Raw genomic sequence first — 22,439 nt, 5'->3', positions numbered from 1 at the left:
ACATAACCTCCCCTAGGTAGTTTAGAAGGTTATGTTAAATTATAGGACGTTGAGAGAATTGCAGCATTGAATGAAAAACCACCGGAATGCAAGGTGACGCCTTTCCGGTGGTTTTATCTGTTTATTTTTGAGTTGAAGCTGCTTCCCTGATGTAGAAGCCCTTTGCCTTATGAGCTTGGCTTAAGCAAAATGCCCAGCTTCTTTAGATAAGGGTTCAGCTCTTCAATCAACGTGGCCTGGCTGCTCAAGTCGTCCTTTGAAAACCGGTCCATATGAATGCTGCCATCCGGGTCGGTTACTTTGGCATTCAGAGCTTTCAATTCGCCAATTAACCGCTGGACCTCATCCAGTTCCCCGCCACTGAAGGTCTGCTGCGCTTTGGCAAGCTGCTGGTCCCAGAATGTGTCGGGGTCCATCTGCTCCACCGGTTGCTGCGGTGCTTCTAGATTCTTCAATTTGCCGAAATAGGGCTCAAGCTCTGCCCCCAACCGGTTATAGCGTTCCCGGTCCTCTGCACTCAGCTTCTCGGGATGAAGCGTCCCTGAAGCATCCACAATCTGCAGATTGAAGCCGCTGATCTTCTGCAACAGGGTGGTCATTGCATTGAAGTCTTCCTCGCTCAGACTCTGCTTTGCCTGCTGAAGCTTAGCTTCAATTTGCTCATATTGCTCCAGCGTTCCTCCGTTTTGAATGAAGTTCTCCTGCGAACCGTACATAGAATCAGCCAAATAATGATATCCGGCATACGCTCCGGTCGGAATCACCAAGGATGCTGCCAGTATCGTAGCTATGAGCCATTTTTTCATGCGCCTGCCCCCTTGTCCGGGTTCAATCCTGCCAAGGATCTTCCCCTTCAGTTCCGGTGGGGCGCTCCAGCCTTCAGTTTCAGCTTGCAGCGTCCGCCGCAGGTTCTCTTCAAGACTCATGCAGATCCTCCACCTTCCCTATTCTAATGGTGTCAGCCTTTTGTTTCCGGCGCAGCTTCTGCAGTGCAGCATGAATGCGGGATTTAACAGTTCCCAGCGGGATACCGAGAATGGCGGCGGCCTCTTCCTGGGAATATTCCTGCAAGTAGTGCAGAACAATGACCTGCCTCAGCTTGTATGGCAGACTTTTCACTTTATCCATCAGCATCCGGCTGGATAGCCTGTCTATGACTTCTCCGGCAAAATCAGCATCCTGGATCTCGCAAGTCTGCTGCGCTTTTTTGCTTATCCGGAGCTGTCTCCATCCTTTTCGCCGGTATGCCTGAACCTGCCGCAGCACCAATCCCATCAGCCAAGGTCTGAACGCCCGGGCTTCGTCATACTGCGCAAGCGAGCGGTGCAGCTCGAGATAGATATCCTGCACCACATCATCCGCATCAGAAGGCTCGGAAACGAGGAAACGCACGGTCCTGTAGACATCCCGAATGGTCGCTTCGTATAATTCACCATAGGCTTCACGGCTGCCGGCCAGCGTGCGCGTTATGAGCTGCGAATATTCGTTTTGAGCCTCCATCCGCCATCCCCCCCTCAGGCTTACACTATATATTGGAAGGAAATGCCCATACCGTTCGATTTATTTTTGTAAAAAAGCCTGCACAACACTATCCCCGCAGACTAAAGACAGCTTTTCCGTCCAGTTCTGCGGGGTATTGTTATGCTGTGACCAATCCCAGTACAAATCCATCGTATCCTTTGCTGCCTACGGTCTGTAATGCAACTGCTTCTACCCGCGGTTCAGCAGCCAGCAGATCCATAAATTGACGAATACCCTGCACCCGATCATCTTTGCTGTCCGCCTGAACCACCTCACCGCCGCGGACAACATTGTCCGCCACGATAACCGCTCCCGGACAGGCCAGCTTCAACGCCCACTTCAGGTAGTGCGGATTATTGGGCTTGTCGGCATCGATAAAAATAAAGTCAAAAGGCGCAGCCCCCCGCGCTTCCAGCGCTGCCAGAGACTCCAGCGCCGGGCCTTCAATTACCTCCGTTTTATCGGCTAATCCTGCCAGTCTCAGATTATCCTCCGCCACCACGACATGCTTATGCTCGTATTCCAGTGAGACCAGTCTGCCCGCTTCGGGCAAGGCCCGGGCCAGCCAGATGGTGCTATAACCTCCAAGCGTGCCAATCTCCAGAATATTTGCCGCCCCTGTCATCTTGGCCAGCAGATACAGCAGCTTCCCTTGATTCGGAGCAACATCAATTGCCGGCAAACCGGCGCCTGCATTCGCATCCAGCACAGTATCCAGCACCGGATCGGCTGCCAGCAGCTTGCTATTGAAATACCCATCGACCTTGCTCCATGTGTCTATCTCTCCCATGATAGTATTCCTCCTTAACGTTGTGTGTTGGATCTGGCTTTAATATAAGATACAATGAATTATAATACCAATATATGTTTTTATGTATTACATATATTTAAGTTATGAAAGAAGGGATACTTATGAACATTCATGCCCTGAGACTGTTTTATTATGTGGCCGAGACCGGGAGCGTCACGAAGGCGGCAGCCCGGCTGAATATCAGCCAGCCGGCAGTGACCAGCCAGATCAAGAAATTCGAGAAGGATCTGGGGCTGCCCCTGTTCAACCCCAGCGGGCGAGGAGTTTCGCTTACCCCCTTTGGAATAGAGCTGGCTAAGCAGGCCGGCAATTTCTTCACCTATGAGGAGCAAATTGATGAGTTTGTAGAGGACTACCGCCACGGCAGAAAAGGCAAGCTCCGCATTGCCGCCACTTATCTTCCCGCAAATTTCCTGGTTCCGGGCTGGGCTGCGAAGTTCAAAGCCTGTCATCCAGAGATAGAAATGGAGATCACAACAACCAATTCCCAGCAGGCTTTTGAACAACTGAAGCGCCATGAAGCCGATGTTGCCTTCTATGGAGGAGGAGCACAGGATAAACCGGAGGATGTCGACTGGCTGGAGCTTTTTGAGGATGAGCTGTGGTTCGTCGTGTCCCCTTCCCATCCTTACGCAGGCCGTACCGTGTCATTGCCGGAGATGATGCTGGAGCCGTTTATTATGCGTGAGGAAGGCAGCTCAACCAGGGCACGCCTTGTCTCGCTGTGTGTTACCTATGGTTTACAGCCGCCGCAGGTTACTTTGCAATTCAGCGGTCTGGGCGAAGCCATCCGTTCGGTCATGGCCGGATACGGTGCCAACTTTATCTCTTCTCTGGCTGTCCGGGAATATGTGGAACACAAGCGGCTCGCCCGGGTGCGGGTAGAAGGCATTCAGCTAAGCAATCATATTGCCATCTGTACACGAAGCCATGAATCCGTGCCCGCAGCTCTGCAGCAATTTATTGACATCTGCCGCAGCTTTCCGCCGGAACTGTAGTGTACGGCCTCTTTTTTTGCATAAACGTAACATTCCTGTCTTCTTATTGTTAACGGATCGTGTCCTCAGAGCGGAAGATATACAGTATAATTGAATAGATTGGAACTTTTAGACTCTGGAGGTTATTCTGTGAAAAAAATACTGACCGCTTCCGCTCTCGCCTTGCTAATCGCCGGATGTGCGGCAGCTCCAACTATAGATTCAGTATCCGCAGCTGCACCGTTAACACTGTCGGTAGACGGCCAGCCCGTTCTGCCTAAGCTTCACCCTTTTCATTCCGGCGAGATATTGTATGTTCCGGCCAGAGCGCTGCTGGAATATTACCCGGTAGAATTGAAATGGGATAATGCACACAAGAAACTCATCTTAACCACTAACAGCTCCCGCTCGGTTCTGTCACCCGGCAGTTCAGCCATGCAGGTTCAATATACGCAGACTGACGGAGATTATGAAGACAAGCTAGAGGGTCCAGTCCTTCTCAAGGAGGGGCATGTGTATGTGTCTGCGGGGGCCGTTGACCTGCTTACCGGAGCGGTAGCCAAGCTTGCAGCTTCCGGAGATACCGTATCCATTACATCAGGAGATGTCAGTACATCCAAGCGGGTCCTCAAGGAACCCCTTGCAGCGGTTAGCTCCGGTAAGGTCAAGCTGTATGCGGCCCGGAAGGAAGGCAGTACCTATAAAGGGTTCATACTCGAAGTGAACGGCAAAAAACACAGCTTCCAGTGGGAAGCTCCCAGACAAGTATCGTATCCGCCCGAACTGTACTATGCTGATGTGGATGGCGACGGCAAGCCGGAGGCTACAGTGATATTCAACCTCGGCACAGGGACCGGCATGTCTCTTGAAGAGGTTCATGTGGTCAAGCCGGAAGCTTGGCAAGAGCTTGCGGTACCGGCAGCGGAAAAGGCAGCCGCCGCAGTTGTCTCCTCCAGAATCACCTTGGACAACGGCGATGTTGTGGTACGCCTTGAGCTTGCAGGCGCTGCCCCATCCAAGGTTACCTTACGGCTTCCCGGACGGGCAGGAGACGGGGGTCTGGAGCATTTCGGTACACAGGCAGGAATCGGGGCAGTCACCCATTATAAAGTGGTGAATGGCAAGCTGAAGGCGGAGACCAATGTAAGTATTGGAATGGGGGAGAGTATGGGGACATTGATGCTGGACTACAAAGCAGGCAGTGGAGGAATGGTCCCGGATACGATCCGGTTTGAACCCCATGACACCACTGAGCAGTATGTGAAGAAGGAGTAGTAAAGCGATGATTGACGCTCATGTTCATCTGGAGCCGTATGAGGATTCCGGGCGGAAGGTCATGCTGACTCCCATTACGGCATGCTTTTATCAGCTGGCACGGATAACATTTCCGGGTCAGGGCTGCACCGTTTCACCACGCCGGCAATGGGCTTCGTATTAGCTCTGCTTAATCGCCAGACATAGCCCCAGGTTCATGACAAAGTTATAGACCGGATGTGTTCTTGACACCCTCATCCGGCGGATGAACGAAGGCAGGGAATAGAACCGCCGCCGGAAATCAAGATAACCCTCATACAATTGCGCGGAGGTCATGCCGCGGGGATGAAATACCACATCGGTTTTGCCGTTATAGAGAATCCAGTCCTCGTGAAGCAGACACTGCTCCTGCTTCATCTGGGCATACACCGGTGTCCGGGGCAAGGGAGTCAGCAAGCTGACTGTCACTCCGTCAATCCCCAGTGCCCCCGCTGTTCGGCTGCTGTGATCGCCACCAGATCGAACTTCTGGGTATAGGGGATTTGCTGCTGATATTCATCCACAAGCGTAATTTTATACTTAGCTTCATCTATGAAACAAGCCAAATAAGGCATCGTAATCTGCACGAAGTTGTTGAACTGCTTCCTCCGGAAGCGGTTCATCTTCTGATTTTCCGGCTGGATTAGCAGTATGCTTTTTTTCATAGATCACCTGCCTGCCCTTCATTATGTACGTATCAGTCATCAAGCGGCATTCTTTGTACATGACTAAGCACTCCATCCTTCATTTCCATCCGGTAAATATCCGGTTTGCTAGTCTGCATCAAAAAATCCAGCCCGTATTCCTCAGCGAACTCATTCATCATCAGCGTCATGACCATCCCGTGGGTGCCAATCACGATTCTCTCGTCCGGATGATTCCGCAGGATCTCCTTCAACGCCTTTACAGCCCGCTCTTTGCAGACCCGGTTCGACTCCCCGCCGTCTTCCAGCACAAAATCCGGCTCCGTGAACATTTGCTCCAGAAAAGGATACAGCTCCGGGTCCTGCAGCGTACGGTCGTCTTCCGTCCAGCATTTTTCTTTTAAATCCTCGACCCTATGGATCTCTTTGCCCAGCGCCCCGGCCAGGCCCGCAATCGTATCTACTGCCCGGGTATAAGGACTGCTGTATAAGGTATCTATGCCTTCATCCAGCAGCCGCTGCGTTACTCTCTGCGCATCCTTTTCACCCTGAGCTGACAGGGTACGGGATCTCTCATTGCCTGATGTTTTGAGCGAATCTCCATGCCGCACCATGTAAATATAAGTAGTCGTTGTCATTTGAGCCTCCTGAAAAATACAAAAACCATCTCCATTTACATATTCGCCCTGCCGGGACCGCCTCCTCCATGTAAAAAGGAAAAAAGCCCCTGAGGGCTTCCTGCTGCTCTTGCTCTGGGTTGCATGAACTGCAGTTAAAGGCCATATTGGCTTGAACAAGGCCGAATTACCTGTACACTGCAGTTACCCGTGTCTCCTGGCCAAATCAACTGTGCTCCACCATAGGCTGCACGCTCTCCCGCTTAGCTTCAGGCCAGAGCACCCGGCCAAAAAGCACTCCGACGAGCCCAAGCAGTACTTGAATCATACCAAAATTCATGAAGATCCGGCCGGGTCCGGCCACCTCAACCAGCCAGCCTCCCAGAAGAGGCGCTGTAATCATCACCAGACCGAGTATGCTGCTCTGGATGCCGAAGATGCGGCCGGTCATGTGGGGCGGGGTTTCTTTTTGCAGGCAATAATTGAAGGTCACGAAGAAGGTTCCATTCCCCAGACCCAGTATCCATCCGAACAACAGCACCCAAATCACAGAAGCCCCCGGTTGAAGCAGGCCAAGCCCCCCTACGGCCCCGCCTATCAGCACATAACCCATTCCGAGCCGAAGTCCATAGCTGGTTCCCGGTTTCAACTTGCCCAGAAGCAGTATAACAGATACGGCTCCGGCCCCGGATGCCGCAACCATCCAGCCCAGCAGCGATTCATTCAACGGTGATATCACGCGAAACAGGCTGGTGAACTGAAAATCAATGATCTGGATTGCCAGCGCCCCCGTAAGTCCAAAGAGCATCGTATGCAGCAGCAGTCTGCTGCGCAGCATAACCCCCCAGCCCTCCGCCCACATCATGCGCAGCGGAACCCGTCCTTCCTGCACCTCCACCGCCGGGTGTTCATCCCCGGTATGGATGTTCTTTACGGAGAGCAGCAGCAGATAAGAACCTGCCCGGAATATGGCATTCAGTAGGATACACCACTGCGGACTGAGCAGCGTAAGCGCCACACCCCCCAGCAGGGGACCGGCGATTTTGGAGCCCTGGTTGACGATCCCGTTCAGCGAGGTGGCCTGAAGCAGCTGATCCTCTCTGACGATGCTGCGGGTCATGGACTGCTGGGCCGGAACATTCAGCGTGGAGAGCGCCGAGCGCAGCGCCAGCAGCGGCAGCAGCCACACCATGTTGGGTGCGAACAGCACCAGTACGGTCAGGATCGCAGTAAGCAGATCACATATGCGCATCAGCTTCAGCTTGTTCAGCCGGTCGGCGGCCACTCCGGCCACGGAGCCGAGCAGAACGCTTGGCAGCGCCACCGCTACCGGAATCAGCGCCAGCATCAGCGGACTGGCATGCCAGCGGTAGCCCACCAGGACCTGGATCGCCAGCGAATCGAACCAATCCCCGAAGGCTGCTGTGGCGTAGGCACTGTACACGCGCATATACACTTTGTTGTACAGCAGGCTTTTCTCCTGCTTGACGGAAGCTTCCATCTGTCATTCCTCCAGGATTGCATTTAGAATCATAGAACAGGTCATTCGTATGATCCTACTGTAACGGAGAATTGTCAGAGAATAATCAGAGGGATTTCAAGATCTGCTGCAGGGTGTCCTCCAGAGACGGGTTGAACCGCTTCAGCCCGGATTGTTCCAGCTCTGCCACAAAAATTTCTTCATATTTATGCTGCAGCGCTTTTGGGGGCGGGAACATACGGCAATAATGCACAATCCGGTACAGCGCATATAGACGCAAGGGAATGAATCCGGACATCTCCAGCACCTGCAGACCCTCACTGAGCAGGTTCTCTGCCTCACGCCACTGTTCCAGCCGCAAACACCAGAGTCCCTTCACCACTTTATAGCTTCCGATCTCCCGGAGAAAAGGCTTTTCCTGCAGGACGACTCCAATCGCCTCGTCCATCCGCTTAAGCTCCTCCTCCCCGGTGCCGGCCACCAGATGCACGAACAGCTCCGTAATCAACGTCACAGGAATGAAATTGTCATAACCAAGCTCAGCAATCACCTGATGAGAACGTTTCAGACGCTCCAAGGCCCGCTCCGGTTGTCCCGCAAGGGTGAACAAGTCCAGAATGGTGAGAATCTCCAGCTCCAGCTGATAGTTAGGGTACAACAGCTTCCTCTCAATCACCTGCTCGCAATAGGCAAGCCGCTCCTTGGGATCACCGGATAAAAAGTAGAAGATCATCAGATAAAATAGCCGTTCCTTGAGCGGAACTTCATCCGTATGCAGCAGCCATTCCAAATCTCCCTGCACAAAATGAATGACCATGGTATACACCGAGTCCAGCTCATAGCCAAGTATATCCTGCTGGCGCGCCAGTGTTACCATGGATTTGCCCTGGCCGTATACATGAAACTTGGAAAATACGCTGCGCATAGTTTCCCGCAGCTCCGGGTCATTCATTGCCGGATTTAGGGCTACACCGGCAGGTGTACCCGGAACGGCAAGACTGTAGCCAAACCCCCGGACAGTCTTGATGTCCAGGCCGCTGAGGACGTGCAGCTTTTTGCGCAGGCGGTAGATATGGTCGTCGACCGTACGTTCTACCGGATACTCCATCGGCCAGACGTGGTCCAGCAGCTGCTCCCGGCTGAAGGTGCGTCCAACATTGCGGTACAGAAACTGCAGAAGAGCGAACTCCTTGGGCAGCAGTGTAACCGTAATCCCGTCTGCTATAACTTTGTATTCGCTGTTGTTTAATTCAAGATGCATACCCGAACCTCTTTTCCAAGGATAAGTCCATGGAAGTATTATAGCTTATCCGGCCATATTGTTAATTGAATCCTGTTCAGAAAATACGGAGATATGATCCACCGTACCCGAGGCATCCGGTATGATAAATTTCAGCTCATATTGCTTGCCTGCCTGATACATATAGATTTTATCGCCGCCGTTCACGGCTCTATTCTCTGGTTTGCCGAGCACAGCTTCAATCTCCTTCAGGGTCAATTTCTGCAGATCGGCGGCACTGGAGCGGACATCAAATATCCGGCTGCCTTTGTTGAAGCCGAAGACCACATGTTTTTTGCTGTACGTTGCGTATATCCCTTTGCCCGCAGCCTCTTTGGTATCCGGCTCGCCCCAGGCGGCCTCCACATCGTCAATTAATCCGGTGTGTGCGGCATACTCCACGCCAGGCACTTTGCCTTCCCCGGCCAGTTGAAGGAGCACTTCAAGCAGCTTGCGGCTGTCTTGAGATACTGCCGCTGAGGAAGCCCCTCCGCCGGCAGCACTGGGCGAAGCGGTAGACGATGCTTCCGCCGGGGGTGCGGATGGTGCTGAGGAGCTGCTTGCCGCCGGCTGCGAGGCTGCCGGGGCTTCCGATGCCGGAGCCGCTGACGGTGAAGCAGTTGCAGCATCGTTGCTGCCAGAGCTGCAGCCGGTAAGGCCCAGCATACCCGCTAATATTAGAATTCCGGTTATTGTTTTCAATGAGGTTGTCATATTGTTGTCATCTCCTTGAGAAAGTTAGTCTCTCCGTTTAGACCGGCTGTTAGTTCAGACGGCTGGCTGTAAGTAAAGGTTGCAGCAATAAACGATTGTCCAATGGGCCAAGCAGAAACGGCTTCCCCGTCCTTGACTGATTATGACAGCCGTTTTGGATTTCAGTTTAGCGTTGCCTGGAGGCCTGTTTGAATCGTTCGGCAATTCCAAGTGGAAAAAGGGTCACTAATTTGCTGGAACACCCTATTCTCCACAGGCGAAGTGGAAAAAGGTTAACTAATCCGGCTCAATACGCCCCTGACGAAGGAATATTGCCCAATTAAGTTTCCTTTTTCCACTATAACTTCACAATTGTTGATTTTGGAGAGCAATAAGCTCCCTTTTTCCAACTAAATAATTTGAACTTAAAAAAGCAGGAATGGATGCAGGCAGGCCCGTCCGATGCGGAGGCGGATGCCGATATGAGTCCGATGCAAATCTCTTTCTACTTAGGCCATAACTCGCATTCTATCCTGAAAGAAAGATCTCAGAAGGCGATTCGACGCAGAACCATAAGTATTCTACTGCACGAAGTGCAGTCATGCAAAGAATCCATGGTGGTTATCCCACATGAAGAGACAAATCTCAAGTTCAATCTCTATAGCACTGCTCACCCGCTTCACCGCCAGTTGAAAAAAGGCAATCATATCCTACAAACCTCCCCCCGTTGGGTGAATCCGCTGAATCCACGTAGACTTACCCACAATTTTATACACACCTTATCCACAAGATAGGGAAATCATAATTCCTATACAAATTAAATTCGGGTAAGCCTCGCTTCCCCAAAATATAGAAGTCCTGGCTTATATGTAGAAAAAAAACACCCCGGCTGCCAAGCAGCCGGAGGTGTTAGGGTGGATTTTAGTTATATCAGATTGGACTTCTGCAGCAATCTTTGAATAATAGCAGCAACCTCAGCTCTTGTAATATACGCCTGAGGTGCCAGCTCTGAAGCGCTGCGCCCTGAGACAATGCCAGCCGCAATACTGTCCGCAGCGCTGCTCTGCGCCCAGTGTGAGACTTTGCCGGCATCCTTGAACGGACTCAGCAGCTCTGCTGACGATTGGACCGGAAGCTTGTCTTTTAACGAGGTAAGCTTCATCGCCTTGGCAATGATCGCCATCGCCTGTTCCCGGGTGATCTTATCCGCCGGACGGAAAGTACCATCTTCAAAACCATTGATCAGATTGTACGCATAGGCTGTTTGAACCGCGCTGCTGTACCAGGCTCCGGCCTTCACGTCCGCAAATGAAGCGGCGCTGCTATCCAGCTTCAGACCCAGTCCGCGTACGATAACAGCGGCAAATTCAGCGCGTGTAATATCGGCATCGGGATCGAACAACCCATTTCCGGTACCGTCAATAATCAGCCGCGAGCCCATGTTATTTACGATATCCTTGGCCCAATGGCCGGCCACATCCTTGAATTGAAGCGGATGCCAGATGATCGAGTAGGTGCTGTTGGTCAGACTGTTCACTTTTGCATAATACTTTTGGTCCATCGTAGTAACCTTGGTTGGCACATGTCTTACCGATCCATTGGGCTCCACTACGATGGCTGTGGTAATTTTGTTCGGGTCCACCCCATCCGGAAGTGCAATCTGCCGTTCTACGTAAGCGTTGAATCTGGATATTTCAATCGTTTGACCGCCATATTCGGCCCGCACCACAAAATTGAGCGGTGGTACAACCAACGTGAACCCTCCCTGGACTGCTGAGTTTCCTACAATTCTTAACGTATCCTCCTTAGGAGCAGCAATTTCAAGTTTGACTTTAATATCTCCCAATGCAACTGCGGTACCGAACTGGCTTCGGATCGCATCCATATTGATTTGCCCGGCGGGCAGAGTGTAGGTTGCATTTTCACTTTTCAACTCTAGTACTGCCTGTTTGTCTTCCATGTTTTTGACCATTTGACCGTTCAGCTCGGCAATGACAATATCCGATTTCATCGTTACCGGAATCGTAATTACAGCGCCTTGGGCTTCTGCGGCAAGCTTTTCTTCCAGCTTGGCCTGATCGATGACTACAGTCAGAGCCGTCTGTCCATTTACGCTGCCCGTTACAACTGTACCGGCATTCTCTGCCTTGTCGTTGACAAGAATATCAAACCCGGTGGCCGCCGGTGGTACTGTCGCTACAGGCTGTACAGCAGGCGCAGCAGGAGAAGTATCTCCGCCGCCGCTGAAAGGGGCGACTGGCGTTACCGCATTCGACAGGGCGGAGGCAGCGCTGCTGCCTGCGCTATTGACCGCTTTTACCGTAAAAGTGTACGCCGTCCCGTTAGTGAGTCCAATGACCGTAATGGGGCTTGCGGTTCCATAAGCAACAATATTTCCCGGTGAGGAGGTCACCTCATATCCGGTAATTGGACTGCCTCCGTCTGAATCAGGGGCCGTAAAGGAGACCACCGCCAGTTCATTTCCGGATACGGCTGTTACATTGGCTGGTGCTCCCGGAGCCGTCTTTGGAGTAGCGCTTAATTCATTGGAGGCAGCGCTGTCCCCTTCAGCATTGGCTGCTTTGACTACAAAATAATAGGTTGTTCCATTCATCAGGTTCACCGCATTATAGCTGTAGACAGACCCGCTTACGGTACCGACTTCGCTGCCGTATTCCGCGTCAGCCAGTCTTTGGAAGATTTTATACCCGGTTGAGCCCTCTACAGGTGTCCAGATTAATTGGACCTGAGCATTCCCGAATACTGCGGACTGCAGAAGGGGGACTCCGGGAACTGGAACCGTTGTGTCGGTAATTGTTATTTCCAAAGTCTGCGCTGCTCCTGCACTAAATCTGAAGGTTAAGCTGGTGGTGCCTGTCGCCAAAGATGCGAGATACGCTTTAGAGATCGTTACCGTACTGCCGGACAGCGTATAATCCGTTCCTGCAGTAAGATTCGCTATCCCGTTTGAGATTCCAGCAAGGGTATTTCCATTCAATGTTAATTCAATGTTCACATCGGCCTGTTGGGTCTGTTTTTTGTCAAAAACGGCACTCACCGGGCTAATGACACTGTCCGTTTCCGGCTCAGCAGAGATCGTGTACGCTTCGCTCATAACGGCACTGTCCGTCATCCCCGCCTTCACGGCGATGGCCTTGATCGTCACTGCACTCGTGACTGTGATCGGACCGCTATACGCCGGGCTGCTCCCCGTCGGCACGCTGCCGTCCAGCGTGTAGTGGATCGCCGCCCCGCCCGTCGGACTGCTCAGCGCTACCGTCGTGCCTGATGCCACCGCACCTCCGGCCGGGTTCGCTGTTGGCGCTTCGGCCTGCGCCATAATCGTATACGCTTCGCTCATAACGGCACTGTCCGTCATCCCCGCCTTCACCGCGATGGCCTTGATCGTCACCGCACTGGTGACTGGAATCGGACCGCTATACGCCGGGCTGCTGCCCGTCGGCACGCTGCCGTCCAGCGTGTAGTGGATCGCCGCTCCGCTCGTCGAACTGCTCAGCACAACTGTCGTGCCTGATGCCACCGCACCTCCGGCCGGGTTCGCTGTTGGCGCTTCGGCCTGCGCCATAATCGTATACGCTTCGCTCATAACGGCGCTGTCCGCCATCCCCGCCTTCACGGCGATGGCCTTGATCGTCACCGCACTCGTCACTGGAATCGGACCGCTATACGCCGGGCTGCTCCCCGTCGGCACGCTGCCGTCCAGCGTGTAGTGGATCGCCGCTCCGCTAATCGAACTGCTCAGCACAACTGTCGTGCCTGATGCCACCGCACCTCCGGCCGGGTTCGCTGTTGGCGCTTCGGCCTGCGCCATAATCGTATACGCTTCGCTCATAACGGCGCTGTCCGCCATCCCCGCCTTCACGGCGATGGCCTTGATCGTCACCGCACTCGTCACTGGAATCGGACCGCTATACGCCGGGCTGCTCCCCGTCGGCACGCTGCCGTCCAGCGTGTAGTGGATCGCCGCTCCGCTCGTCGGACTGCTCAGCGCTACCGTCGTGCCCGGTGCTACCGCACCTCCGGCCGGGTTCGCTGTTGGCGCTTCGGCCTGCGCCATAATCGTATACGCTTCGCTCATAACGGCGCTGTCCGCCATCCCCGCCTTCACGGCGATGGCCTTGATCGTCACCGCACTCGTCACTGGAATCGGACCGCTATACGCCGGGCTGCTCCCCGTCGGCACGCTGCCGTCCAGCGTGTAGTGGATCGCCGCTCCGCTCGTCGGACTGCTCAGCACAACTGTCGTGCCCGGTGCTACCGCACCTCCGGCCGGGTTCGCTGTTGGCGCTTCGGCCTGCGCCATAATCGTGTACGCTTCGCTCATAACGGCACTGTCCGTCATCCCCGCCTTCACGGCGATGGCCTTGATCGTCACTGCACTCGTGACTGGAATCGGACCGCTATACGCCGGGCTGCTCCCCGTCGGCACGCTGCCGTCCAGCGTGTAGTGGATCGCCGCTCCGCTCGTCGAACTGCTCAGCACAACTGTCGTGCCTGATGCCACCGCACCTCCGGCCGGGTTCGCTGTTGGCGCTTCGGCCTGCGCCATGGTACCCGTTGTTGTCATAACCAATTGTGAATTCCCCGAAAGAATCACTCTTCCATTCGCCTCCATCAGCGAATAAATCAGATTCGGATCAATGGAAGACATGTCCACACCGGCATTTTGCCAGGTCGAACCATGGTCAGCAGTGTAATACACTACTGGATTATTGCTGCTGTCATAGACCAGCATATAAAGGTTATTCCCTTTTTGCCCCAGCATGGCTGAAGACGAAAAATTGGTATACGTACCTGTTAATGTAGGACTGCTCCAAGTGATTAGATCATCGCTGGAACGGGAAAACACCTCATACGTGCTTGAATCATAACCGGTCAAAACATATTTGCTTCCATCATACAAAAGGTTATTGAAACCGTCCGTCTGATTGGGGTATGTCCCAGAGCGGTTAGACCAGGATTCCCCATCCGGAGATGTCCAGATGCTGGCAGCATTCAAATAACCTTCATCACTATAGCCATATCCCAGAGCAATGAATTGATTATTGGTATAAGCAATAGAGTACACTGCGTCTATGGACTGCGCGGGCAGAGTGGGCTCATGCCAGGCAATACCGTCCGCCGACGTTTTTATTTTCGGACCTCCCGCCCCGGAACCTACCGCAACGAATTTCCCGTTGCCAAAAGCGATATCCGTGATAGAGGTCGAATCATTTATACTGCTGCGCAGCGTCCAGGTGGATCCGTCCGGCGAGGTGGCCAGCGCTGTGGTCGTCTGATTCGTCTCCCCGGCTGCGACATAAGTGTTATTTCCGTATGCAGCTGCAGTGAAACCTGTCGTCCTCGTGGACAACGTTACCTGGTTCCAATCTGCAAGATCCGTCGAGTTCCAGATCGCCCCGTCGCCGCCTGTTTTCCCAACCGCAACATATTGCGAGCCGCTGCCATGAACAATTTCTGTAAAAACTCCTCCCCATTTATAGCGCCAATCTGCGCCATCTGAGGATACGAGCATTCCCTCATTGCCCAAGCGAAAGTACTTTCCGTTCAGAAAACGTGCGTTCTGCGTAACAAAATAATTTTTGAACGGCTGCATGGTCCAAGTGGTTCCGTTCGCCGATGTATACACTGCTCCATAGTTTGGAGACTCATAACCGAACATGTAATACTTGGTACCATCGTAAAAGCCATTGAACATCTGGTTGTTATGTTGAGAGGCATTTTGTTTAAAAGGAGGGCCTAGCAGCGTAAATGTGGAGAGATCCGTAGAGGTCCAAATGTAGGCCCTAGGATCTGAAATATAATAGCGGTCATTCATCCAGGTCAGCATATTGGTGCCAATGGACTGCCCTTCGTCGGTTGAGGGCTGGGCCGAGGTCCAAGCCGTGCCATTCGTGGTGGAGTAAATTCTTCCGTTGGCCCCCCCTACGGCTAACCGGGTGCCGCCGTTTCCTACGGTAACTTTGGTTAACGTGAGCGAGGAGTCCACGCCCGTTGGAACGATTGGAGTCCAGCTGATCCCGTCCGGTGAGGTCAGCAGCTTCCCTTGTGTTGTTGCGTAGAAGGCGCTGCTTCCATTAAAAGTTAAAAATTCAGTACTCCAGATTCCAGTAGTGACTCCCGAGCTGCGCTGAGTCCACGTGTTACCGTCCGGAGAGGTTAGAATCACCCCTTCGCTTCCCGTAACAACAAATAAACCATTTCCATAAGCCGCCCCGTTAAAAGTAAAAGAACCCGGAGCCGTCACACCCGTGTAATTAATGTCGGCTTTGGTTTTTACATTCACCCAGGTTTCGGCATCTGCCGATTTGACAATGGCCCCGTAATAGCCGACTGCGATATACACGTTGTTGCCGTAAGCCATCGCTGACATTGCATTTGATGGCAAGCTGCTATAGCTCGTTGTTGTAAAATTGTCCGGTGTAGGACCCGCTGCGTACAAATCTGCCGGACGTATACAGAAAAACACCGCAATCCCAAGCAGGAACATTCCGATAAGCGAATGTCTTGAATTGTTGAAGCTCCTTTTCATAATTCTGCCTCCAATAATTTTAATAAATCTAAGATGGCCCGGGATGTAAACCCTTTAACGATTCCATAATTCGACAGCCTTCGGCATAATTCCTTTAATTTTTATATTAAAAAATAAGAATTACAAAATTTTATTTTAAGGGGCAATTTTCCCGTCTCCTGAGCATAAAAAAAGAGCATTCAACGGATTTCTCCGTTAGAATGCTCTAGAAATTAAGGTCTGTGTGCAGCCAAAATGTCTTTTCTCACCTGCTTCGCTTCTTCCAGCGTACTCGCAGGACCGGAAATATTCCCCTCATCATGCCCAAGGCCGTAGCGCTTATCCAGATCGGTCAGCGTAATCCAGAACCGGTCCAGGTTCTTCGAGGCAGTAATCACCCCGGTTGTACGTGTGGAGTAATCGGCATTAAAATCCGTCAGGACTCCCAGATAGTAGCCTCCGCTATCCTTCAGCTTCACCTTATAATACAGATCCCCGTCTACGGTGAGTGTACCGCTAAATGTACTTTTGGTAAACAGGAGCAGTCCCCGGAAAGTTTCACCCGTAAGACGGGTTCCTGTGCTTTTTACTATTTTGGTGTCGTTGGAATAAATAACACTTTCGTATTCGCGTTCCACATGCTGTGGCCGCAGCCAGAGATACAGCAGGACAATGATAATAACTGCCAGCCCTATTTTTAGCCATGCCTGTGTTTTCATCGTTCCCCCTAGGTGTTTGTTCTATTGCTTCTGCACCTCAAAAGTAAACGTCCACGTCGCCGTATTTCCGGAATACCGCCCCCGGTTTTCGACTACAGTTACTTCCACGGCTTTGTTGACGGTTTTGGTAATGGCCGAGGCTTTAATAGAAGCAGTCGCTGTGGCGGACTCCGGGATCTTATCCTGCTCTTCCGCGTAGGCTTTCAGCTTCACGCTTTCTGTTGATTTCAGGTCCAGTTCCACAGATGAGCCTTCGCTGACCTCTTTGCCGTTAATTGATGCCTTGGTATACCATTCATTGCCCACATGATTGTTTTCGGTCAGTACAGCACTGACCAGGGTAACTTTAACCTTCATGCTTTTGGACGCCGCCGAAGCGGACTGTACTGGCACGGCCATACTGAATAGCAGCAGCAGCAGTACCATGATTCTGATTCCCTTGTCCCTCATTTGAGAGTGCCTCCCTCATTTTTAGCTGTATTCAATATAGATTTCGCTAAAATAGGACATGATCCTCTATTCTAAATGTATTTTTTTGTATTTTTCACCATTCGTACCCTCGAAGCGGGTGGGTCTATTGCAGGTGTTGAATGGTTCGCCGCAGCTCAACAATTTCGGCCATCAGCTCCCGGTCTTCTTGCTCCGTCTCCCTGGCTTCGCTGTGCATCAGCCGGGCCAGCCGCAGTTCCAGCAGCTTCATTTCTCCTTCCCGCGATTGCTCATCCGGTGTAAGTACAAAGCTGCGCTCCTTGGCAGCATACTCTTCGTAAGTACCCGGAAACAGCCGGGGCTTGCTTCCCCGTTCCAGCAGCAGCAGACGGTTGGCTACTGCTGCATGGAGATAGCGGTCATGCGAGACGATAACGAGTCCGCCGGGATAGGCTGCGAGTGCTTCCTCGACCTGTTCCCGGGTGTCAATATCCAAATAGTTGGTTGGCTCATCCAGCACCAGCAGGTTGGCACGGCCAAAATACAGCCGGAGGAAAGCCACACGGCATTTCTCGCCAAGGCTTAAATCACCAATCCGCTTGAACACCTCCTCCCCCGGGAACATGAAGCAGCCCAGAATGGTCCGGGCTTCCGTCCGGGTCATACCCGGCAGTTCCAGCAAGCTGTCCAGAATGGTTGAAGACAGAGGCAGATCATCCAGCTCCTGGGCAAAATAACCCACCCGCGTGCGGGGATGCCTGCGAATTTCGCCGTGGTCAGGTGCCAGCAAGCCCGCGATCAGCTTCAGCAGCGTGGACTTGCCGGCACCGTTCGATCCCAGTACTGCAAGCCGGTCCCCGCGCCGCAACGTCAGATTGAAGTTCTCCAGCAGCGCAGCGCCTTCGCCGTAAGCATAACGAATACCGCTTATATCCAGAAGAGCATCCCCCCGGAACACCTCACCTTCCAATTTCATGCTTAGCTGAGGCACGGCCTGCGGCAGCGCTACCCGGTGCAGCTCCAAACGCTCCAGACTCGCCTCCTTGGCGTGGAGCCGGGAGACGTTCTTTTTCGCTTTTGCACGCCGGAAATCATTCTGGCCGGCGGCGCGGTGAGCCTGCTGGAACCACTCCGCATACCGGCGGATGCTCTCCAGCAGCTTTTCCCTCTCCAGCTCCTGCTTCCTGTACTGCACCGCCAGTGTCCGCGCCTCTATCTCCTTCTGTTCCCGGTACTGCGTGTAGGCTCCGGGATAACGGCGGCAACCCTGAGGGCCCAGCTCCAGCACGGCTGTAGCCGTCCGGTCAATAAAGGTACGGTCATGGGAAACATAGAATACCGTCCCCGGGTAAGCCCGCACCCATTCCTCCAGCCAGACAAACGTATCGGCATCCAGATGGTTCGTCGGCTCATCCAGCACCAGCAGCTTCGGCTGACGGGCCAGCAGTGCCGCTAACTGAACCCTAGTCTTCTGCCCCCCGCTGAGCTGGCGGTAAGGCAAATTCCAGACCGCAGCATCGAGCCTCAGCCGGCCAAGAGATTTCTCCGCCTTGGCCTCCCAGCCGTATCCGTCCAATTGCAAATAACGCTCGTAGACCTCACCGTATTCGGCCACAAGTGCTTCATCCCGGCCGTCTGATTCTTGGAGCAGCCACCCAAGCCGCTCTAATCTGCGCTTAAGGTCATTCAGCTCTGGCGAACCGGACAATACATAATCCAATGCGCTGATATCTGATTGAATCTCCAACTGCTGGTCAAGCACACCCCACTCCTCCGGCGGCAGACTGTAATAGACGCTGCCTTCCTCGAAAGGATGCCGTCCAAGCAGCCCCTGCAGCAGTGTCGTTTTGCCGATCCCGTTGCGCCCGAAGAGCAGCACGCGTTCTCCCTCCGCAATTTCAAAGGAGACATTCGCGAACAGCGGAATGCCATTCCATTCTTTGCGTATATTTTTAACTTTGATTAGGGTCATATCCATTCCTCCGCTTCCATGTAAATACTAAAAAACCGCAGCCAGCGGCGTGCGGCAGAGCATGTATGAAGGAGGAACGGATTGTTATGAACCAGCGCAGCGAACTGTACTGCCCGCGTCAAGGCAGGCAAGCCGTCAACTTATAGGCTGCATCATTTTACAACAATCATCGTAGGGTCCCCAATCGACACACGTATCCCTGACCGTACACCCCTAACAGGCGTCCCGTGGCTTGTGCATAAGCACATCACTGGTTAATGGTCTTTTGAGCAGGAAACGTGTTAGTTATTCATCAGTCGGGTGAACCTCCGTAGTTGTCCGAAATGTACTAATACTTACAGCATAGTCGATGCCATTTGCAGAATCAAGGATTAGAACTGTTATATTTAAAGTCTCCCATAATGAATTAATTTAGCAGCGGTACGGCAAACGGCAGCAGAATCAGCAGCAGAGAGAGGCTGACTAAGCTCCGTGTCAGATGCTGCCCCAGTCTCTGATTTTTGTCTGACTTAAACCAGCCCCTGAACTGCCAATAGTTACGGTACAGCACAAAAAATAAAATAATATTCCCCACCGCAGCGCTTCCGGGATATATTGTCCAGCCATATAACAGCTTAAATACGGCATATTCCAGACCGCCAAGAAGACCGATCGTTAGTAACAGTAAAAGACACATCCGCAGTATTTCCAGCACAAACGCTGCCAGCTTGCCCATACCTCCATCACCTTTCCATCTGCAGAGGAACGCTGTCTTCAGCTTCAACCCCATCATTGTATCGGCCGAACCAATGCAAAATTTCCTGATTATTTTTGACAATTATCCGCTTGTGCCTGTATTCTTCCGTCAGAGTCATAATTCTGGGCAAATCCACCCGCTCATAATCCCTGTTGTATTTAAACAGCATCTCATACAGATTCCTGAAGGTTTGCTTGTAATTCCCCTGCTCCAGGCCAAGCCTTGTCTTGACGAACCTCCGTACTACCCGCCAATCCTGGACGACCCGGTTAGGTCTGATCAGCACAATGTAATCCGCCTGCCGGAAGCTCTCGCTTCCCCATTTATAATGTACGCCTTCAATGATCCATGAGTCCATAGCCACGGTTTCCGCGAACTGAGCATCCCTGTCCTCCGGTGTGTTCCGGCGGCTTGGAGCACTTCTGTCCCATACAAAATTATCGGTTTCAAAGCAGGGAACCCCATAATGCCTGGATAGCTGCCTGGCCGTATAGGATTTCCCGCTTCCGCAGCCCCCAATGATTCTAATTCGGATCTCAATCACCATCCCTTGTTACCCATGTAACAGCCCATGCTTACCGTTTCTCAGCAACCCGGACGGTCCATCTGTCTTTTTCCTCGATCGGCCGCACAGTACCGAGTCTTTCCTTCAGGAAGCTGACCAGCTCTACCAGTTCTCTCACCGTCAATTCATGCAGTATGGATCTTCCCTTACGCTCTGCGTATTCCCTTATCAGCCTGGCCAACGCTTATCAGCCGTTCTGGAAGTATAACTCTGCTTATTACGCTATCGTGAAAATCCATTGGCATGTTCAGTATCATCCTTTTTTCACAGCGTACGCTGCATTTCTATGGCTGCTGCAAATTTCCTACTGTCATGCAATAACTTCAATATTTATCCTGTAATTCCTGCCGGAATGAAGCAGATGTAACTAATTAGAACAAAATCACCCTACAGGTGATATGTCGCCCACTAAAGGTTAAACTAATGGACTTAACTTGTTATCCCCTCTCATTTCAACCTGCAGAAAGCCTTCTTAATCTCATCTACCACACCCTTTTGGGTTTTAACAACGGCACTTTTGCCGTTGTTTCCCGGCTACCCGCCGCAGGCGCTTTATCAACGGCATTTCTGCCGTTGTTCCCGGGGCAACCGCCGTGCTCTAGATCAAGGCCTTTATCTCCTTACACTTACCCCCAGCCGAAAAATACTTAATTTCCAATACGAGAACAAATGCAAAATGGCTGCGCCGTCCTTCACGGGACAGTGCAGCCGTTTTGACGTCTTGGATTTCAGTCCAGCCTTACCTGGAGAAAAACTCCCCATGAACCATTCGGCAACTCCAAGTGGAAAAAGGGTAGCCCGTCTGCTCAAAAACCCGGTTTTCCGCAGGTGAAGTGGAAAAAGTTACACTAATTCAGCTCATTCCGCCGGTGGACGAGAATATCTCCCAATTAGGCTTCCTTTTTCCATTTAATTCTTATTATTTTAGGATTTCCGGAAAAATAAGCTCCCTTTCTCCAACTAGCGCTTGCGAAGAAACGTGTGAGCAGGCGCTAGCCGGAATTAGGATATCTAGAATGGTTGATCCCTCATTTCCTAAACGATAAAAAAGCAGCAGGTATTTACCCACTGCGTTTTAAGAACTGTAAGAAGCTGAACATCCGCCTTAAAAAGTGACAGTGGCGTCCTGCATGCTCCATTTGAATGAAAGACCGAACAGCTCAGTCAGGCTGCCAAGCGGCAGATACAGACGGTTGTTCACATTTTTGGACGCGGTCATGGATTTCGTTGTGCCCTGAACCACAGCCTGGGCAGTCAGCGGTTTATGCGTTACGGTCCGGTTACCTATAGTAATCACCAGCGCACCGGTTCCGGCATCCTGCATAAGCGTACCTCCCAGTAAAGCTACAGTTTCTCTCAGCGGAACAAAAACACGCGAATTCTCCAGGACGAAGTCATTCTTCAGCTTCGAAGCCTTACCTTTAATAATGAAGGTACCTGCGAACGTTGTGGACCCGATAGAATAGCCGCTTTTGACAGCAATGCTCTCCAGGCTGAGTGTGGAAGAGGTAATCACTACCGTTGTATTCTTAGCAATCTGCGGGTACAGCCAGTGGATGTCTTCATTATGCATCCGGATGCAGCCGGCACTGACGTATTTACCGATGGAGGATTCATTATTATTCCCGTGGATCGCGTACGTTGTGCCCTTCGTGCCGTTCACTTCCAGACCGAGCCAGCGGTCTCCCAGCGGGTTGGACGGATCGCCTCCGGGGATATGCTCTTTATAATAAGGCCTGTTTTTGATTTTGACGACAATTTTGAAGCTGCCTTCAGGCGTGAGGCTCTTGGATTTGCCTGTGGCAACCGGAAAGGTTCGGACCAGCTTGCCGCTGCTGAAATAGCCCAGCGTATTTGTTTTTTTGTTCACAATAATCAGATCCGAGGCTGACGATGCCGATGCTGTGGCCGCTCCTGTGAAACCAAACGAAAGCAGAAGCATAAATACAAGCGGCACCGTGATGCTACGTCTCCAAAAATCCCTCGGTCTAGCTAATAAATCATGCAGATTCATGCTGCCCCTCCTCCAGGTTATGGGTGTGTATGGAAACCATTTTCTACATAGACGAAAAGAACCCGCGAAAGTTGCTGGGCTGCCTGTACCTTTCTTTGTCACCTCGTCCCTGGACAACAAGCATGAATAAACCTTACTTTCATCACAGATAATAACA

The 22,439-nt window shown here is 52.2% G+C and carries 20 protein-coding genes; 3 read left to right on the top strand and 17 right to left on the bottom strand.

Annotated elements, in window-relative coordinates:
- Positions 1 to 167: 167 nt before the first annotated feature.
- The 3 genes from PGRAT_RS06200 to PGRAT_RS06190 all read right to left on the bottom strand — a co-directional run bounded on the left by PGRAT_RS06200 (position 168) and on the right by PGRAT_RS06190 (position 2,311).
- A complete protein-coding gene (locus tag PGRAT_RS06200; protein ID WP_025708954.1) occupies positions 168 to 926 on the bottom strand; it encodes a DUF3600 domain-containing protein in 759 nt (252 codons plus the stop codon).
- The gene (locus PGRAT_RS06195) at positions 916 to 1,500 is read right to left on the bottom strand and encodes a sigma-70 family RNA polymerase sigma factor (RefSeq protein ID WP_025708952.1); all 585 of its coding nucleotides are present in this window, start codon (positions 1,498 to 1,500) and stop codon (positions 916 to 918) included. Before PGRAT_RS06195 ends, PGRAT_RS06200 begins: the two co-directional genes overlap by 11 nt.
- Positions 1,501 to 1,639: 139 nt before the next feature.
- Complete coding sequence (locus PGRAT_RS06190; protein WP_025708951.1) at positions 1,640 to 2,311, bottom strand: O-methyltransferase; 672 nt, start codon at positions 2,309 to 2,311, stop codon at positions 1,640 to 1,642.
- 122 nt (positions 2,312 to 2,433) lie between these two features.
- Between PGRAT_RS06190 and PGRAT_RS06185 the strand changes: the two genes are divergently transcribed.
- From PGRAT_RS06185 to PGRAT_RS33045, 3 genes are all read left to right on the top strand, one after another.
- A complete protein-coding gene (locus PGRAT_RS06185) occupies positions 2,434 to 3,330 on the top strand; it encodes a LysR family transcriptional regulator (protein ID WP_025708949.1) in 897 nt (298 codons plus the stop codon).
- Between the two features lie 129 nt (positions 3,331 to 3,459).
- Positions 3,460 to 4,584 carry a stalk domain-containing protein gene (locus PGRAT_RS06180; RefSeq protein WP_025708948.1) on the top strand — a complete coding sequence of 375 codons (1,125 nt, stop codon included), beginning with the start codon at positions 3,460 to 3,462 and terminating at the stop codon, positions 4,582 to 4,584.
- 7 nt (positions 4,585 to 4,591) lie between these two features.
- Positions 4,592 to 4,747, top strand: coding sequence for a hypothetical protein (locus PGRAT_RS33045; RefSeq protein ID WP_155990555.1), 156 nt, complete (start codon positions 4,592 to 4,594; stop codon positions 4,745 to 4,747).
- On the opposite strand, the gene PGRAT_RS34000 is transcribed toward PGRAT_RS33045, so the two are convergent.
- The 14 genes from PGRAT_RS34000 to PGRAT_RS06115 all read right to left on the bottom strand — a co-directional run bounded on the left by PGRAT_RS34000 (position 4,744) and on the right by PGRAT_RS06115 (position 22,282).
- A complete protein-coding gene (locus tag PGRAT_RS34000; protein WP_025708946.1) occupies positions 4,744 to 5,031 on the bottom strand; it encodes a hypothetical protein in 288 nt (95 codons plus the stop codon). The genes PGRAT_RS33045 and PGRAT_RS34000 overlap by 4 nt on opposite strands.
- Complete coding sequence (locus PGRAT_RS33995; protein ID WP_025708944.1) at positions 5,028 to 5,267, bottom strand: hypothetical protein; 240 nt, start codon at positions 5,265 to 5,267, stop codon at positions 5,028 to 5,030. Before PGRAT_RS33995 ends, PGRAT_RS34000 begins: the two co-directional genes overlap by 4 nt.
- 32 nt (positions 5,268 to 5,299) lie before the next feature.
- On the bottom strand, positions 5,300 to 5,884 hold the full coding sequence (locus tag PGRAT_RS06165) for a histidine phosphatase family protein (protein WP_025708943.1): 585 nt from the start codon (positions 5,882 to 5,884) through the stop codon (positions 5,300 to 5,302).
- A 205-nt stretch (positions 5,885 to 6,089) separates the two neighbouring features.
- Positions 6,090 to 7,364, bottom strand: a complete 1,275-nt coding sequence (locus tag PGRAT_RS06160; protein WP_025708942.1) for an MFS transporter — start codon at positions 7,362 to 7,364, stop codon at positions 6,090 to 6,092.
- Between the two features lie 85 nt (positions 7,365 to 7,449).
- A complete protein-coding gene (locus PGRAT_RS06155) occupies positions 7,450 to 8,604 on the bottom strand; it encodes a winged helix-turn-helix domain-containing protein (protein WP_025708940.1) in 1,155 nt (384 codons plus the stop codon).
- Between the two features lie 45 nt (positions 8,605 to 8,649).
- Positions 8,650 to 9,336 (bottom strand): YjgB family protein, encoded by a 687-nt coding sequence (locus PGRAT_RS06150; protein ID WP_042266209.1) that lies wholly within the window; start codon positions 9,334 to 9,336, stop codon positions 8,650 to 8,652.
- 904 nt (positions 9,337 to 10,240) lie between these two features.
- A complete protein-coding gene (locus PGRAT_RS31480) occupies positions 10,241 to 15,868 on the bottom strand; it encodes a chitobiase/beta-hexosaminidase C-terminal domain-containing protein (protein ID WP_052415696.1) in 5,628 nt (1,875 codons plus the stop codon).
- Between the two features lie 212 nt (positions 15,869 to 16,080).
- Positions 16,081 to 16,566, bottom strand: a complete 486-nt coding sequence (locus PGRAT_RS06140) for a hypothetical protein (RefSeq protein WP_025707839.1) — start codon at positions 16,564 to 16,566, stop codon at positions 16,081 to 16,083.
- 21 nt (positions 16,567 to 16,587) lie between these two features.
- Positions 16,588 to 17,016: a hypothetical protein gene (locus PGRAT_RS06135; protein WP_025707838.1), complete on the bottom strand. Its 429-nt coding sequence runs from the start codon at positions 17,014 to 17,016 to the stop codon at positions 16,588 to 16,590.
- 124 nt (positions 17,017 to 17,140) lie between these two features.
- Positions 17,141 to 18,967, bottom strand: a complete 1,827-nt coding sequence (gene abc-f / locus PGRAT_RS06130; protein WP_025707837.1) for a ribosomal protection-like ABC-F family protein — start codon at positions 18,965 to 18,967, stop codon at positions 17,141 to 17,143.
- A 406-nt stretch (positions 18,968 to 19,373) separates the two neighbouring features.
- Positions 19,374 to 19,682: a hypothetical protein gene (locus PGRAT_RS06125; RefSeq protein ID WP_025707836.1), complete on the bottom strand. Its 309-nt coding sequence runs from the start codon at positions 19,680 to 19,682 to the stop codon at positions 19,374 to 19,376.
- 7 nt (positions 19,683 to 19,689) lie between these two features.
- Positions 19,690 to 20,250 carry a P-loop NTPase family protein gene (locus PGRAT_RS06120; RefSeq protein ID WP_047171579.1) on the bottom strand — a complete coding sequence of 187 codons (561 nt, stop codon included), beginning with the start codon at positions 20,248 to 20,250 and terminating at the stop codon, positions 19,690 to 19,692.
- 28 nt (positions 20,251 to 20,278) lie between these two features.
- A complete protein-coding gene (locus tag PGRAT_RS33040) occupies positions 20,279 to 20,449 on the bottom strand; it encodes a hypothetical protein (protein WP_155990506.1) in 171 nt (56 codons plus the stop codon).
- Between the two features lie 924 nt (positions 20,450 to 21,373).
- Positions 21,374 to 22,282 (bottom strand): L,D-transpeptidase family protein, encoded by a 909-nt coding sequence (locus tag PGRAT_RS06115; protein ID WP_025707834.1) that lies wholly within the window; start codon positions 22,280 to 22,282, stop codon positions 21,374 to 21,376.
- Positions 22,283 to 22,439: the final 157 nt, after the last annotated feature.

The organism is Paenibacillus graminis (assembly GCF_000758705.1).
GTDB classification, from domain to species: domain Bacteria; phylum Bacillota; class Bacilli; order Paenibacillales; family Paenibacillaceae; genus Paenibacillus_AQ; species Paenibacillus_AQ graminis.
Note: the sequence above shows the minus strand (reverse complement) of the source record. Positions and strands in the feature narration are given on the sequence as shown.